General features: G+C 33.1%; 14 protein-coding genes. 8 read left to right on the top strand and 6 right to left on the bottom strand.

Annotated elements, in window-relative coordinates; translation table 11 throughout:
• Nucleotides 1-28 precede the first annotated feature (28 nt).
• The 4 genes from AAEO58_RS10710 to AAEO58_RS10695 all read right to left on the bottom strand — a co-directional run bounded on the left by AAEO58_RS10710 (nt 29) and on the right by AAEO58_RS10695 (nt 5142).
• Nucleotides 29-1876, bottom strand: coding sequence for an ABC transporter ATP-binding protein (locus AAEO58_RS10710; protein ID WP_341683378.1), 1848 nt, complete (start codon nt 1874-1876; stop codon nt 29-31).
• Nucleotides 1877-3604 carry a phospho-sugar mutase gene (locus tag AAEO58_RS10705; protein ID WP_341683377.1) on the bottom strand — a complete coding sequence of 576 codons (1728 nt, stop codon included), beginning with the start codon at nt 3602-3604 and terminating at the stop codon, nt 1877-1879.
• 64 nt (nt 3605-3668) lie between these two features.
• The gene (locus tag AAEO58_RS10700; RefSeq protein ID WP_341683376.1) at nt 3669-4610 is read right to left on the bottom strand and encodes a glycosyltransferase family 2 protein; all 942 of its coding nucleotides are present in this window, start codon (nt 4608-4610) and stop codon (nt 3669-3671) included.
• A gap of 4 nt (nt 4611-4614) precedes the next feature.
• On the bottom strand, nt 4615-5142 hold the full coding sequence (locus AAEO58_RS10695; protein ID WP_133610796.1) for a DUF4199 domain-containing protein: 528 nt from the start codon (nt 5140-5142) through the stop codon (nt 4615-4617).
• Nucleotides 5143-5367: 225 nt separating this feature from the next.
• On the opposite strand from AAEO58_RS10695, the gene AAEO58_RS10690 reads away from it, so the two are divergent.
• The 3 genes from AAEO58_RS10690 to mtaB all read left to right on the top strand — a co-directional run bounded on the left by AAEO58_RS10690 (nt 5368) and on the right by mtaB (nt 8421).
• Nucleotides 5368-5619 (top strand): type B 50S ribosomal protein L31, encoded by a 252-nt coding sequence (locus AAEO58_RS10690; protein WP_008256814.1) that lies wholly within the window; start codon nt 5368-5370, stop codon nt 5617-5619.
• Between the two features lie 143 nt (nt 5620-5762).
• Entirely contained in the window at nt 5763-6938 is a 1176-nt protein-coding gene (locus tag AAEO58_RS10685) for a GlmU family protein (protein WP_341683375.1), read from the top strand.
• Between the two features lie 154 nt (nt 6939-7092).
• Nucleotides 7093-8421 (top strand): tRNA (N(6)-L-threonylcarbamoyladenosine(37)-C(2))-methylthiotransferase MtaB, encoded by a 1329-nt coding sequence (gene mtaB / locus AAEO58_RS10680; RefSeq protein ID WP_133610792.1) that lies wholly within the window; start codon nt 7093-7095, stop codon nt 8419-8421.
• A gap of 39 nt (nt 8422-8460) precedes the next feature.
• On the opposite strand, the gene AAEO58_RS10675 is transcribed toward mtaB, so the two are convergent.
• Nucleotides 8461-8742, bottom strand: coding sequence for a GNAT family N-acetyltransferase (locus AAEO58_RS10675; protein ID WP_133610790.1), 282 nt, complete (start codon nt 8740-8742; stop codon nt 8461-8463).
• 51 nt (nt 8743-8793) lie between these two features.
• Between AAEO58_RS10675 and AAEO58_RS10670 the strand changes: the two genes are divergently transcribed.
• From AAEO58_RS10670 to AAEO58_RS10660, 3 genes are read left to right on the top strand one after another with little or no spacing between them, the layout of a single operon-like run.
• Nucleotides 8794-9453, top strand: a complete 660-nt coding sequence (locus tag AAEO58_RS10670; RefSeq protein WP_162845077.1) for an alpha/beta hydrolase family protein — start codon at nt 8794-8796, stop codon at nt 9451-9453.
• A 7-nt stretch (nt 9454-9460) separates the two neighbouring features.
• On the top strand, nt 9461-10354 hold the full coding sequence (locus AAEO58_RS10665; RefSeq protein ID WP_341683374.1) for a transglycosylase SLT domain-containing protein: 894 nt from the start codon (nt 9461-9463) through the stop codon (nt 10352-10354).
• Nucleotides 10355-10361: 7 nt separating this feature from the next.
• Nucleotides 10362-10730, top strand: coding sequence for a sulfite exporter TauE/SafE family protein (locus tag AAEO58_RS10660; protein ID WP_111567799.1), 369 nt, complete (start codon nt 10362-10364; stop codon nt 10728-10730).
• 413 nt (nt 10731-11143) lie between these two features.
• Here the strand turns inward: AAEO58_RS10660 and AAEO58_RS10655 are convergent, their stop codons facing one another.
• Entirely contained in the window at nt 11144-11659 is a 516-nt protein-coding gene (locus AAEO58_RS10655) for a DUF2892 domain-containing protein (protein ID WP_341683373.1), read from the bottom strand.
• Nucleotides 11660-11827: 168 nt separating this feature from the next.
• Between AAEO58_RS10655 and rpmH the strand changes: the two genes are divergently transcribed.
• Both rpmH and carB read left to right on the top strand, forming a co-directional pair.
• Nucleotides 11828-11989, top strand: coding sequence for a 50S ribosomal protein L34 (gene rpmH / locus AAEO58_RS10650; RefSeq protein ID WP_007136275.1), 162 nt, complete (start codon nt 11828-11830; stop codon nt 11987-11989).
• Between the two features lie 173 nt (nt 11990-12162).
• Nucleotides 12163-15018 carry a carbamoyl-phosphate synthase large subunit gene (gene carB / locus AAEO58_RS10645; RefSeq protein WP_341683372.1) on the top strand — a complete coding sequence of 952 codons (2856 nt, stop codon included), beginning with the start codon at nt 12163-12165 and terminating at the stop codon, nt 15016-15018.
• Nucleotides 15019-15042 lie beyond the last annotated feature (24 nt).

Raw genomic sequence — 15042 nt, 5'->3', positions numbered from 1 at the left:
CTAACTTCCATCTCCCAACTTCTAACTTTTACTCGAAACTCTGCATCATCACTAACTTCGAATACGTTCCGTTTAAAGCTAATAATTCGTCATGTGTTCCTTGTTCCACGATTTCACCTTTGTGCATTACCACAATTTTATCCGCTTTTTGAATGGTTGAAAGTCGGTGCGCAATCACTATCGAAGTTCTATTTTGCATCATATTTTCTAATGCCACTTGAACAAACTTTTCACTTTCGGTATCTAAAGCTGAAGTTGCTTCATCTAGAATCATAATCGGTGGATTTTTCAAAACGGCTCTCGCAATCGATAAGCGTTGTTTTTGTCCGCCCGAAAGTTTTCCACCGGCATCACCAATATTGGTTTCAATTCCGTTAGGTAAATCTTTTACGAATTCGAAAGCATTAGCGACTTTTAAAGCCGCAATAATTTCCTCATCTGTTGCATCTTGTTTTCCTAAACGAATATTGTTTTTAATCGAATCATTAAATAAAATCGAATCTTGCGTAACCAATCCCATTAAATCTCTAAGCGATTCTAACGTCATATCCTTGATGTCGATTCCATCGATTTTTACGGTTCCTTCTTGCACATCATAAAAACGTGTCAATAAATTTGCAATCGTACTTTTTCCAGAACCTGATTGCCCAACTAATGCCACCGTTTTTCCTTTCGGAATTTCCAAAGAGAAGTTTTTCAACACATTTTCATCAGCATATCTAAAGTTGATGTTTTCAATGCTGATTTTTTCACTGAAAGATTCTTTTACAATTGCATTTGGTTTGTTGGTAATTGTATTTTCAACTTCTAATATTTCAAATACACGTTCTGCAGCGGCTAAACCACTTTTTACTTGATATGAAGCTTTTGAAATTGCTTTAGCTGGAGTTAGGATATTATAAGCTAATCCCATGTAGGCTAAGAATTTTGAACCTTCAAGAATAGGTTCGCCATTGGCTAATTTATCAACTAACACCATGTTTCCACCGTACCAAAGTAAAATCGCAATTACGACAATTCCCATGAATTCACTCATTGGAGAAGCTAAATTATTTTTACGCTCAATACTAATGGAAAGTTTTAATAATCTATTGATTGAATCATTAAATTTTGAAATAATATTTTTTTCAGCATTATAACTTTTCACCACTTTTAATCCGCCTAAGCTTTCTTCTACAACCGAAATTAAAAAGCCATTTTCTTGTTGCGCTCTACCTGATTTAGATTTTAAACTTTTTCCGATTTTTGAAATTACAAATCCAGAAATTGGAATAAAAATAAAGACAAAAAGGGTAAGTTTAAAGCTAATTGAAATCATAGCTCCAATTGTAAAAAGAATCGTCATAGGTTCTTTTACAACCAATTCTAAAATTGAGAAAAAAGAATTCTTAACTTCATTGATATCGCCCAACATTCTTGCCATAACATCACCTTTTCTCTTTTCGGAATAATACGAAATAGGAAGTTGGATGATTTTATCAAACATATTTTTTCTTAAATCTTTTAAAACCCCATTCTTTACTACAGTTAGATAGTTTAAGCCAAGATAATTAAAAAGATTTTTCAGTAAGAATGTTGAAATTACAATACAAACAACTAACAGTAGGGCATATTGGGCTCCGTTTTCTTCAGTTAATTTGGTAATGTAGTAGTACAAATAGTCTTTTCCATATGAGGTTATGTCCCAAATACCTTTGTAAACTGGTTCTTCAATGATTTTTTCGGCGTCTTTAAATAATACATCTAACATTGGAATTAATGAGATGAAAGATAAAGTGCTGAAAAGTGCATACAAAATGTTAAAAATAATGTTGAGTATAACATTACTTTTGTATGGTTTTAAATATGGAATTATCTTTTTAAAATTTTCGTCCATTTAGTTTAATTTCATTGCCGAAATAATGCCAGCAATTTTGTTATCTAATTCTTTTTCTACTGATTCAGCGTTTTCAATCGTATCTAAAACTCCATTTACGCTGAAATAGAATTTAATTTTAGGTTCGGTTCCACTTGGTCTTGCACAGATTTTACTTCCATCTTCTAAATAGTAAATTAATACGTTTGATTTTGGAATATGGATTTCAAATTCTTCATTATTCATAAAATCTTTTCCTTTAGAAGCTTGGTAATCTTCGATGCAAATTACGCGTTGACCATTGATTTCCTTTAGCGGATTTTCGCGTAAATCAATCATCATTTGTTTGATCTCGTTTGCGCCTTCAATTCCTTTTTTGGTAATCGAAATTAAAGATTCTTTGTAAAATCCGAAATCAATATATAAATTCAATAGTTCTTGATATAATGAACTTCCTGAAGCTTTTGCTTGTGCTGCAATTTCACTTACTAACAAGATAGCTGCAACCGCATCTTTATCACGAACGGCATCACCAACCATGAAACCAAAACTTTCTTCACCACCACCAACAAACTTTTGATTTGGAAAATCTTTAATGAATTTTGCAATCCATTTGAAACCTGTTAATCCTACTTTGCATTCTACATCATAAGCTGCTGCTAATTCCAACATCATTGGAGTAGAAACAATAGTTGAACCAATGAATTCATTTCCTTTGAATTTATCAGCGCGTTTCCATTGTTCTAACAAGAAAGCCGTCATGATAACCATGGTTTGGTTTCCATTCAATAATTTGATTTTCCCATCTAAATCACGAACAGCAACACCTAAACGGTCAGAATCTGGATCGGTTCCCACAACCATATCCGCACCAATTTTCTCAGCCAAAGCAATTGCCATTGACAACGCTTCAGGTTCTTCTGGATTTGGAGAAACAACGGTTGGGAAATCGCCATTAGGTTCTGCTTGCTCTGGAACGATATTTACATCAGTATAACCTGCTTTTGCCAATACATTTGGAATGGCTTTTATCGAAGTTCCGTGTAAAGAAGTATAAACGATTTTTAAATTCGCTTTAGCTTCTGTTGGTGTGTTAAAACTTGCATTTTCAACAGTTGATTTTGCGAAAGCTTCGTCTACTTCAGTATCAATATATTCGATTAAATCGTTGTTGGCCTCGAACTTAATTTCGCTGTATTTTAAATCTTCGATTACCTTAATAATTTCGGCATCTTGAGGTGGAACTAATTGTCCGCCATCTTGCCAATATACTTTGTATCCGTTGTATTCTGGTGGATTGTGAGAAGCGGTTAATACAATTCCTGCATGGCAATTCAAATAACGAACAGCAAATGATAATTCAGGAGTTGGGCGCATATCCGAAAACAAATACACTTTAATTCCGTTAGCCGAAAACACATCAGCTACTACTTTAGCCAATGTATTACTGTTATGACGACAATCATAAGCAATAGCTACTTTTAATTGCTCATTTGGAAACGATTTATGTAAATAATCAGATAAACCTTGTGTGTTTTTACCTAATGTATATTTGTTGATACGATTGGTTCCAACACCCATAACACCGCGCATTCCACCCGTTCCAAACTCTAAGTTTTTATAGAAACTTTCTTCTAACTCTTTTGGAGCTGAAGTCATCATTTCTTCGATAGCTGCTTGAGTTGCTTCGTCAAATGTTGGGGTTAACCACTCGTTTACTTTATTTAAAATACTTTGTTCGATATGCATTTTTAATCTTGATAATGATATTTATTTTGAAACTAAACTTGAGGTCACAAATTGTGACCTCAAATTATAATACTTCTGAAATCTTATAACGTTCTTCGTTGTTTTTGGTTCTAAGGATAATTTCACCTAAAAATCCGGCTAAGAATAATTGTGTTCCAATCAACATTGCGGTTAACGACAAATAAAATTGTGGTCTTTCGGTAATTAATCTTCCAGAAGTGTTGATGAATAATTTGTCGATTCCTAAATAGAATGCGAATAAAAATCCAATCACAAACATAATTGAACCTAATAATCCAAAAAGGTGCATTGGTCTTTTCCCGAAGGTTGATAAAAACCAAATCGTAATTAAATCCAAGAAACCATTGATAAAACGACTCATTCCGAATTTAGAACTTCCGTATTTTCTAGCTTGATGAATCACGACTTTTTCACCGATTTTTCCAAATCCAGCATTTTTAGCTAAAACTGGAATATAACGGTGCATTTCACCTGAAACTTCTATGTTTTTAATAACAATATTCTTATAGGCTTTCAATCCGCAATTGAAATCATTTAAATGAACTCCAGACGTTTTTCGAGCAGCCCAATTGAATAATTTAGATGGAATGTTTTTCGCTACAACTGAATCGTAACGTTTTTTCTTCCATCCTGAAATCAAATCATAATTATCTTCTGTAATTAAACGGAATAATTCAGGAATTTCATCAGGACTATCTTGTAAATCGGCATCCATGGTAATAACTACATCACCTTGTGCTTTGGAAAAACCAGCGTGTAATGCTTGCGATTTTCCGTAATTTCTAAGAAAACGGATTCCTTTTACATTCGGATTTTCGTGAGATAATTTTGAAATAACCTTCCAAGAAGCATCGGTACTACCATCATCGATAAATAGGATTTCGTATGAATAGTTGTGCGTTTGCATCACTTTCACAATCCAATTGTGTAACTCGGGTAACGATTCTTGTTCGTTTAATAATGGGATAACTATAGATAAATTCATTTATTTAGAATACAGGTTTGTCTTTTTTGAAGATAGCAGCTAAAATAGCACCAAAAACAGCCGAACCAACAATGCTCCAGATGCTTCCTTTTAATTGTTCAATAGTTGAAAATTGATTATAATCTTTCATTTTGTCTACTGTTTCTTTAATGGCAGAAGTTGGTGTTCCAAATTTTTCTAACATTTGAACAGTTGATTCAAGTGTAAGTTCTTTTAATCGGATAGCTGCTTCAGGATCAATAACGTTGAACAATAAAATATTATAAATAACAGAAATTGCAATACCAATAAGTGCTGAGACGAAATAGACAGTAAAACCTTCTTTAAAGCTCATAAAACCGCCTAAATCTTTTTTAGTTTTAACTAATAAAACACAACCAATAATAATGTAGACAACTAAAATAGAAATGCCCAACCACCATTTTGTCATTAAAGCTAAATCGACAATGTAAATTGATGTTGTAATCAACACACTTAACACTCCAGTGATAACACCAAAGTTAATTCCGTTCTTTTTAATAATTTCGTTCATAGTTTGTTTTGGTTTAATTAATTTACAAATATAAGAATTCTAATCGTTCTATATGAGTGATAAAAAATAAAAAAAAGTTACATAAAGATTGTTAGATTAAAAAATAAATGTAATTTTGCACTCTGAAATAAAAAGTTTATAAACCAAAAGGTTATAAAGTGTTTACACCTCTTTTAATGTAGAGCCGCGAAACAAGTTATAATCGATTAATAAAAAATTTACATTATGCAAAAAGGTATTCACCCAGAAAATTACAGATTAGTAGCATTTAAAGACATGTCAAATGAAGATGTTTTTATTACTAAATCTACAGTAGAAACTAAAGAAACTATTACTCACGAAGGTGTTGAGTATCCAGTTTTCAAAATGGAGATTTCTAGAACGTCTCACCCTTTTTACACAGGTAAATCTAAACTTATTGATACTGCAGGTCGTATCGATAAATTCAACAGCAAATACGCTAAAAAAGCTAAATAATTTTTCGCTTTTTCAAAATAATAAGAAAGCTTCACATTTTGTGGGGCTTTTTTTGTGGAATAAATTGTAATTTTGAATTTATAATCTAATGAAAATTAAAAGTACAGACAAGTCAATGACTTGTCTCAACAAAATAATAAAATATGAACTATATACTTTTTGACGGAACCGTTCGTAATGCTTTACTTCCTTTTACTTTTACTCGTCCAGTTGCTGATATTCGTATCGGGATTTTAACAATTCGTGAAAAGTGGGAAAAATATTTGGGTTATACCACCACAACGCTTACCGAGGAATATTTAATGGAGAAATATCCAATGGTAGAAATGGAACAGAATGTTATGATTAACGCTTCTTTTTTACCCAATCCGATTTTAATTGATATGGTTCAAAATTTGAATCCTAAAGAAGCGATTCTTTTTGGAGAAGAAATCATCGCTTTTCATACAAATGATACACAAGAAGATATCGATTTTGATGAATATGAATTAATAGAGTACGAAGGAGACGTTTTACGAGTAGAGAATACTTGGGATATTTTCGCAAAGAATGATGCGGCTATTCGTGAAGATTTCGAATTGCTTACAGAAGATAGATTTTCCCAACCCATTCCAAAAAGCGTCAACGTAATTGCACCTGAAAACATCTTCATTGAAGAAGGAGCGAAGTTGGAATTTGTAACGTTAAACGCTTCTACGGGTCCAATTTACATTGGAAAAAATGCAGAAATCATGGAAGGTTCGGTTATTCGTGGACCATTTGCTTTGTGCGAAGAAGCGCAAGTAAAATTAGCGACAAAAGTTTACGGAGCAACAACTGTTGGACCTCATTGTCGTATTGGTGGCGAAGTGAATAATTCTGTTTTATTCGGTTATTCAAATAAAGGTCATGATGGATTTTTAGGAAATTCGGTTTTAGGAGAATGGTGTAACATTGGTGCCGATTCTAATAATTCCAACTTAAAAAACAACTATGAAGAAGTGCGTTTGTGGAGCTATGAAACCGAAGGTTTTGCTCGCACAGGTTTGCAATTCTGCGGATTAATGATGGGAGATCACAGTAAGTGTGGTATCAATACTATGTTCAATACAGGAACAGTTGTGGGAGTTTCAACGAATATTTTTGGATCTGGATTTCCAAGAAATTTTGTACCAAGTTTCTCATGGGGTGGTGCTTCTGGATTTACCACTTATATCACTAAAAAAGCTTTCGAAACCGCTAAAATTGTAATGAGTCGCCGTCATGTAGAATTCACCGAAGAAGACGCTAAAATTTTAGAACACGTTTTTGAAGAGACAAAGAAATATAGAAAAGAATAGTTGGTTAACCGCAGATTCGCAAATTTTTATAAATAGATAATTATAAATCGGCGAATCTGTGGTTTAATTTTACTAATATTTTAATATCACAAAATTTGTGGTTAAATTTGCACTCTCAATTTTTGACAACGATTTCATTAATTGAGTTTTACTTATGGAAAACAAGAAAAAAGTCGCGTTCTACACTTTAGGATGCAAATTAAACTTCTCAGAAACGTCTACAATTGCACGTGATTTTCAAAATGAAGGTTTTGAACGTGTAGATTTCGAAGAAATTGCAGATATTTATGTAATTAATACCTGTTCGGTTACGGATAATGCTGACAAACAATTCAAGCAGATTGTTAAAAAAGCAATGAAGCTGAATGATAAAGCATTTGTTGCAGCTGTAGGTTGTTATGCCCAATTAAAACCAGAAGAATTAGCCGCAGTTGATGGAGTGGATTTGGTTTTAGGAGCGACAGAAAAATTCAAAATCACCGATTATATTAATGACTTGTCGAAAAACGATATGGGTGAAGTTCACTCATGCGAAATCGAAGAAGCCGATTTTTACGTTGGAAGTTATTCAATTGGCGACAGAACTCGTGCTTTCTTAAAAGTGCAAGATGGTTGCGACTATAAATGTACCTATTGTACGATTCCATTAGCAAGAGGAATTTCTCGAAGTGATGCATTGGAAAATGTACTAAAAAATGCTTCTGAAATTTCACAACAAGGAATAAAAGAGATTGTTCTTACTGGAGTAAATATTGGTGATTACGGAAAAGGGGAATTCGGAAATAAAAAACACGAACATACTTTCTTAGATTTGGTAAAAGCATTAGATGAAGTAGAAGGAATCGAGCGTTTGCGAATTTCTTCCATCGAACCTAATTTATTGAAAAACGAAACTATCGAATTTGTATCACAAAGCCGAACATTCGTACCGCATTTTCATATTCCTTTACAATCGGGTTCTAACGATATTTTGAAGAAAATGAAACGTCGTTATATGCGTGAATTGTATACAGAACGTGTTGCAAAAATTCGCGAAGTAATGCCACACGCTTGTATTGGAGTGGATGTTATTGTCGGATTTCCTGGTGAAACTGATGAACATTTCTTAGAAACGTATCATTTTTTGAATGATTTAGATATTTCGTATTTACACGTTTTCACCTATTCGGAAAGAGATAATACAGAAGCGGTTGATATGGATGGAGTAGTGCCAGCTAATGTGCGTTCGAAAAGAAGTAAAATGTTACGCGGACTTTCCGTAAAGAAAAGAAGAGCGTTTTACGAAAGTCAAATTGGAACCAACAGAACAGTTTTATTCGAAAGCGAAAATAAAGAAGGTTATATCCACGGATTTACAGAGAATTACGTAAAAGTAAAAACACCTTGGAATCCAGAATTAGTGAATACATTACACGAAATTAATCTAACCAAAATAGACGAAGACGGAAGTGTAAGAATGGAATTCATAAACGTTGAAGCATAAAAAAATCCCAAGTTTAATAGACTTGGGATTTTTTTAGGATTAAATCATTAACCCTGGAGGCAAAAGCTCTCGATATTTTCTGTTTTTTCTAAAGAAACTTATGAACTTTGCGTGCGTTGGCACCACTTTTAGTTTTCGTTCTTCAGCTAGTTCTAGTACGGTTTTAATAAATTCATGATGCAACTCTTCATCTTCATTATTGTTATTGCAAAATTTGGTTAAAAACAGTTTGCGTTCTTGTACAGAGTACTCAATTGCAACCAAACCAGTTTCCGTAATAATTTCAAATTGTCTTAAAAGTTCATTATCTTTGATTTCCATGATAACTTCAATTAGAGTGCAAATTTACGAAACTTTTTTAATATAATGGTAATGAGTAAGATTCCGGTTTATTTCATGCCAGGTTTGGCAGCAAGTCCTACAATTTTCGAAAACATAAAATTACCAGAAGACCAATTTGAAATGCATTTTTTGGAATGGTTTTTGCCCAATGATAAAGAAAGTATTGAAAGTTACGCGCTTAGAATGACTGAGAAAATTCAAGATGAAAATCCAGTTTTAGTTGGAGTTTCTTTTGGAGGTGTTTTGGTTCAGGAAATGGCTAAGCAAATGAAAGTGCGTAAAGTAATTATCATTTCGAGTGTAAAATCGAATACCGAATTTCCATCGCGTTTTAAAGTTGCGAAAGCTACGAAAGCTTATAAGTTAATTCCGACCCAACTTTTGGCAGATATTGAAAAATTGGTTAAATATGCATTTGGAGATAATATTGTAGCGAAACGATTGAAGTTGTACGAACGATATTTATCGGTACGAGATAAAAACTATTTGGATTGGGCAATTGAAACCATTTTGTGTTGGAAACAAAAAGAAATAAACGAATCAGTAATTCATATTCATGGTGATGCAGATGAAGTTTTTCCAATTAAAAACATTCAAAATTGCATTGTTTTAAAAGGCGGAACACATATTATGATTGTAAATAAGTTCAAGTGGTTGAATGAAAATCTACCTAAATTAATATTAAAATAAAAGAATGATGAAAAAGGTATTGACAAAGAAAGTTGCGATTGTAGCATTAATAGCAGCTTTAGGGAGTTTTTTTATTTATGGAGTAGTTTCCGATGGAACAAAATATTCTCCAGTAGGTTATAATCTAAAAATGGATTTTGCAGGAGAAGAAGTGCCTACTTTTATGGCTGATGTTCAGGAGCGCTTGGATAAAGAAATGATTACGAATATGAATTATCATACCAATACGACTTTGGTAATTAAACGTGCTAATAAAGTTTTTCCTATTATTGAACCTATTTTAGCAAAATATGGAGTTCCTGATGATTTTAAGTATTTGGCAGTAATTGAAAGTAGTTTGGTAAATGCTGTTTCACCCGCTGGAGCAAGAGGTGTTTGGCAATTTATGCCAGCAACAGCCAAAGAAAAAGGAATGGAGGTTAGTGATGAGGTAGACGAACGTTATCATTTAGAAAAATCAACTGAAGCGGCTTGTAAATATTTATTGGTAGCGAAAGAAAAATTTGGTTCTTGGACGTTAGCAGCGGCTTCATATAATGGTGGAATGAACGGAATCAGTAAAAAAATGGAAGAACAGCAAGTAGCGGATTACTACGATTTATTACTAACTGAAGAAACTTCACGTTATGTTTTCCGAATTTTAGCTTTGAAAGAAATTATGTCAAAATCAGAAAAGTATGGATTTAATATTCCAAACGAAGCGCTGTATTACAATATTCCAACAAAAAAGATTGTAATTGATTCTTCCATTACTGATTTAGCAAAATTTGCTAAAACACAAGGTGTAAATTATAAGATTTTAAAAATCCACAATCCTTGGTTGAGAGATAAAAAATTAACGGTTACAACAGGTAAAAAATATGAAATCGAAATCCCAACTTCAGGATATAACAAACAATAAACGCCCTATGGATATTCAAGTAGTTCTGTCTTTAGTCTTAATTGGTATTTTAGCTGGAATTCTAAGTGGATTAGTTGGAGTAGGTGGAGGTGTTGTTATGGTGCCTTTGTTAGTGTTGTTTTTAGGTTTTAACCAACATCAAGCTCAAGGAACTAGTTTAGCAGTTTTAGTTGTTCCGGTAACGGCAATTGCGGTGTATACCTATCACAAAGAAGGTTATATCGATTGGCGCTATGTTGGAATAATTGCTGTTTTCTTTGTTGTTGGAGGGTATTTTGGAAGTAAAATGGCGGTTAATTTAGACCAAAAAATGTTGAAGAAAGTATTTGGTTTTATTCTTTTATTAATTGCTGGTAAAATGTTATTGGGCAAATAAAAACCACACAGAAAATAAATTTTGAGTTAGTGGTAGAGTAGAATTATGAGAGACTCAAAACGGTGTTTTTCTGTATGGTTGAATTAGTGCTTAAATCAATTAATACTCTAACAAAGTTTAATTTGCTTGTGTTTTTTTCTTTTGAAAAGCCACTATAATTTTTAATCTTTTCATGTTTATTTAGTCGATTTTTTTAAAGTTGGAATTTCCCCTTTTCCATCTTTTTTTTATAAATCTTCCTATAAAAATTATAGTGGGTATTCAATTCTAGGGGAATTTTTATTTTTTTACTTAGCGAAGCTATGAAAATGAAATACTCAAAACTAAAAAACTCGTTAAACGAAAAGATAACTCGTTAAAATAACAAAAAAAGCACCTCGAAAGGTGCTTTTTTTGTATTGAAAATGAATGAATTACATTTTTTTCATTTGATCTTTCATCATTTTAATCTGATCTTTCAACATGCTTTGTTTGTCAAGTTTCTTTGCTTCGTTTAATAAAGCGGTAGCTTCCATTTTTCTTCTTCTTGTCATTGCAATCCCAGCTAATTGTAATTTGGCTAAAGCTAAATCTTGATCCATAGATAAACCAAGAGCAATTGCTTTTTTGAAATATTTTTCAGCTTCAATTAAATTAGTTTGCGAAACCATTAAACCATGTAAGTAATTAAAATAACCTTGTTGTTTTTGTACTAAAGCGGCTTCTGGGTTTTTAATGTATGATAACCATTTTTGTGCTCCAGGAAAATCTTGTTTTCTTAACTTTAAAAAAGCCAATAAAATAAACTCGTTTTTAAAGTATAAGAAAATAAAAATAGTAGAGAATAATAACAAAAAGATACCATTTCCGATATTACTTTCTGTAAATTGATAAATTCCAAATGCTATAATTAAAGCGGCAAGAACTAATTTGATATTTTTATGAAACATTATAGTGTATATTTGTTGAGTGCAAAGATAATAAAATGAATTAAAAATATTTTTAAAAAAGTACTTGCGAATGAAAAAAGTCTTTGTATATTTGCACTCGGTTTTCAGGACAGGAAACCTATGAGTTTTAAAAAAGATTTTTATTTATAGATTTTAAAAGATATTACAATGAGTAAGAGAACGTTTCAACCATCAAAAAGAAAAAGAAGAAATAAGCACGGTTTCATGGATAGAATGGCTTCTGCTAATGGAAGAAAAGTGCTTGCTCGTAGAAGAGCTAAAGGAAGACATAAATTAACTGTTTCTTGCGAACCAAGACACAAAAAATAATGTTTTAGCTTAAAACAATATATCAGCCGTTACTTTTATTAGTAGCGGCTTTTTTTTAAACTTGTTTATAAAATTTAATAAGTTTTGGTGTTCATTTAGATGTAAACCTTTGAAAATTAGTAATTTTATAATCGCAATATAACTACAACCCACAACAAAACAACAACAACACAATGCCAAAAGACACCACAATCAAATCGGTATTAATTATTGGATCAGGACCTATCGTAATTGGTCAAGCTTGCGAATTTGACTACGCAGGTTCTCAATCGGCTCGTTCACTTCGTGAGGAAGGAATTGAAGTTATCTTAATTAACTCAAACCCTGCAACGATTATGACCGACCCATCAATGGCCGATCATGTTTACTTAAAACCGCTTACCACAAAATCTATTATTGAAATCCTTAAAGCGCATCCACAAATTGATGCTGTTTTACCAACCATGGGAGGACAAACCGCTTTAAATCTTTGTATTGAAGCCGATGAAAAAGGAATTTGGAAAGATTTCAACGTAAGATTAATTGGTGTAGATATCAATGCCATCAACATTACCGAAGATAGAGAGCAATTTAAAAACTTATTAAATAAAATCGGAATTCCGCAAGCACCAGCTAAAACGGCTAACTCTTTCTTACAAGGAAAAGAAATTGCTCAGGAGTTTGGTTTTCCATTAGTAATCCGTCCTTCGTTTACTTTAGGAGGAACTGGAGCAGCAATTGTTTACAAAAAAGAAGATTTTGATGGTGCATTAACTTACGGTTTAGAAGCATCACCAATTCACGAAGTATTGATTGACAAGGCTTTAATGGGCTGGAAAGAATACGAATTAGAATTATTACGCGATAGTAACGACAACGTAGTAATCATCTGTACGATTGAAAATATGGACCCAATGGGAATTCATACTGGAGATTCGATTACAGTGGCGCCAGCGATGACTTTATCAGACACAACATTCCAAAAAATGCGTGATATGGCGATTTTAATGATGCGCTCTATCGGAAATTTTGCTGGAGGTTGTAACGTACAATTCGCAGTTTCACCAGATGATAAAGAAGATATCGTAGCAATTGAAATCAATCCTCGTGTATCTCGTTCTTCTGCATTAGCGTCAAAAGCTACGGGTTACCCAATTGCAAAAATCGCATCGAAATTAGCTTTAGGATACAACTTAGATGAATTACAAAATCAAATTACAAAATCAACTTCGGCTTTATTTGAACCAACGTTAGATTATGTAATCGTAAAAATACCAAGATGGAACTTCGATAAATTTGAAGGTTCAGACCGTACGTTAGGGCTTCAAATGAAATCGGTAGGTGAAGTTATGGGAATTGGACGTTCGTTCCAAGAAGCGCTTCATAAGGCTACTCAGTCATTAGAAATTAAACGTAATGGGTTAGGAGCAGACGGAAAAGGTTATAAAAACTACGAACAAATCATCGAAAAATTAACTTTCGCGAGTTGGGACAGAGTTTTCGTAATTTATGACGCCATCGCGATGGGAATTCCATTAAGCAGAATTCACGAGATTACTAAAATCGACATGTGGTTCTTGAAACAATATGAAGAATTATTCCATTTAGAAAGAGAAATTTCGAATTTTAAAGTAGATACTTTACCAAGAGAATTGCTGTTAGAAGCAAAACAAAAAGGGTACGGAGACCGTCAAATTGCTCACATGATGGGTTGTTTGGAAAGTCAGGTACACAAATTACGCGAAGAGCAAAATATCAAGCGTGTTTACAAATTAGTAGATACGTGTGCGGCTGAATTTAAAGCAGTAACGCCTTATTTCTACTCTACTTTTGAAGCTGAGATTGAAAAAGCAGACGGAACGAAATACGTTCACAATGAAAGTATCGTTACCGATAAGAAAAAAGTAGTCGTTTTAGGTTCGGGACCAAACCGAATTGGACAAGGAATTGAGTTTGATTATTCTTGTGTTCATGGGGTTTTAGCCGCGAAAGAATGTGGTTATGAAACTATCATGATTAACTGTAATCCAGAAACGGTTTCTACCGATTTTGATACAGCTGATAAATTGTATTTCGAACCTGTTTTTTGGGAACATATTTATGATATCATCCAACACGAAAAACCAGAAGGAGTAATCGTTCAGTTAGGCGGACAAACGGCTTTGAAATTAGCTGAAAAATTAGCAAAATACGGAATCAAAATTTTAGGAACTTCATTCGATGCTTTGGATTTAGCGGAAGATAGAGGACGTTTCTCTGATTTATTAACCAAATTAAATATTCCATTCCCTAAGTTTGGAATTGCAGAAAGTGCGGAAGAAGCTTCGGTATTAGCAGATACGTTAGACTTCCCATTATTAGTTCGTCCTTCGTATGTGTTAGGTGGACAAGGAATGAAAATTGTTATCAACAAACAAGAATTAGAAGAACACGTAATCGATTTATTAAAATCGATTCCAGGAAATAAATTACTATTAGACCATTATTTAGATGGCGCAATCGAAGCAGAAGCGGATGCCATTTGTGATGCGGATGGAAATGTGTACATCATAGGAATTATGGAGCATATTGAGCCTTGTGGAGTTCACTCGGGAGATAGTAATGCGACTTTGCCTCCGTTTAACTTGGGCGAATTTGTAATGCAGCAAATCAAAGACCACACGGAAAAAATCGCAAGAGCTTTACAAACAGTTGGTTTAATTAATATTCAATTTGCGATAAAAGACGATACGGTTTATATTATTGAAGCGAATCCAAGAGCATCTCGTACCGTTCCATTTATTGCAAAAGCGTATGGCGAACCATATGTAAATTATGCAACAAAAGTAATGTTAGGTCACAATAAAGTAACTGACTTTACATTCAATCCGCAATTAAAAGGATATGCGATTAAGCAACCGGTTTTCTCTTTCAGTAAGTTTCCAAATGTAAACAAAGCATTAGGACCAGAAATGAAATCAACCGGAGAAAGCATCTTATTCATAGATGATTTGAAAGACGATCAATTCTACGATTTGTACGCTAGAAGAAAAATGTACTTAACGAAGTAATACAGAAAATCCCAATCGAAAGAT

The sequence above is a fragment of the Flavobacterium helocola genome, assembly GCF_038289885.1.
Taxonomy (GTDB): domain Bacteria; phylum Bacteroidota; class Bacteroidia; order Flavobacteriales; family Flavobacteriaceae; genus Flavobacterium; species Flavobacterium cheniae.
The sequence above is the reverse complement of the archived record's forward strand: the minus strand, read 5'-3'. Positions and strand labels throughout refer to the sequence as shown.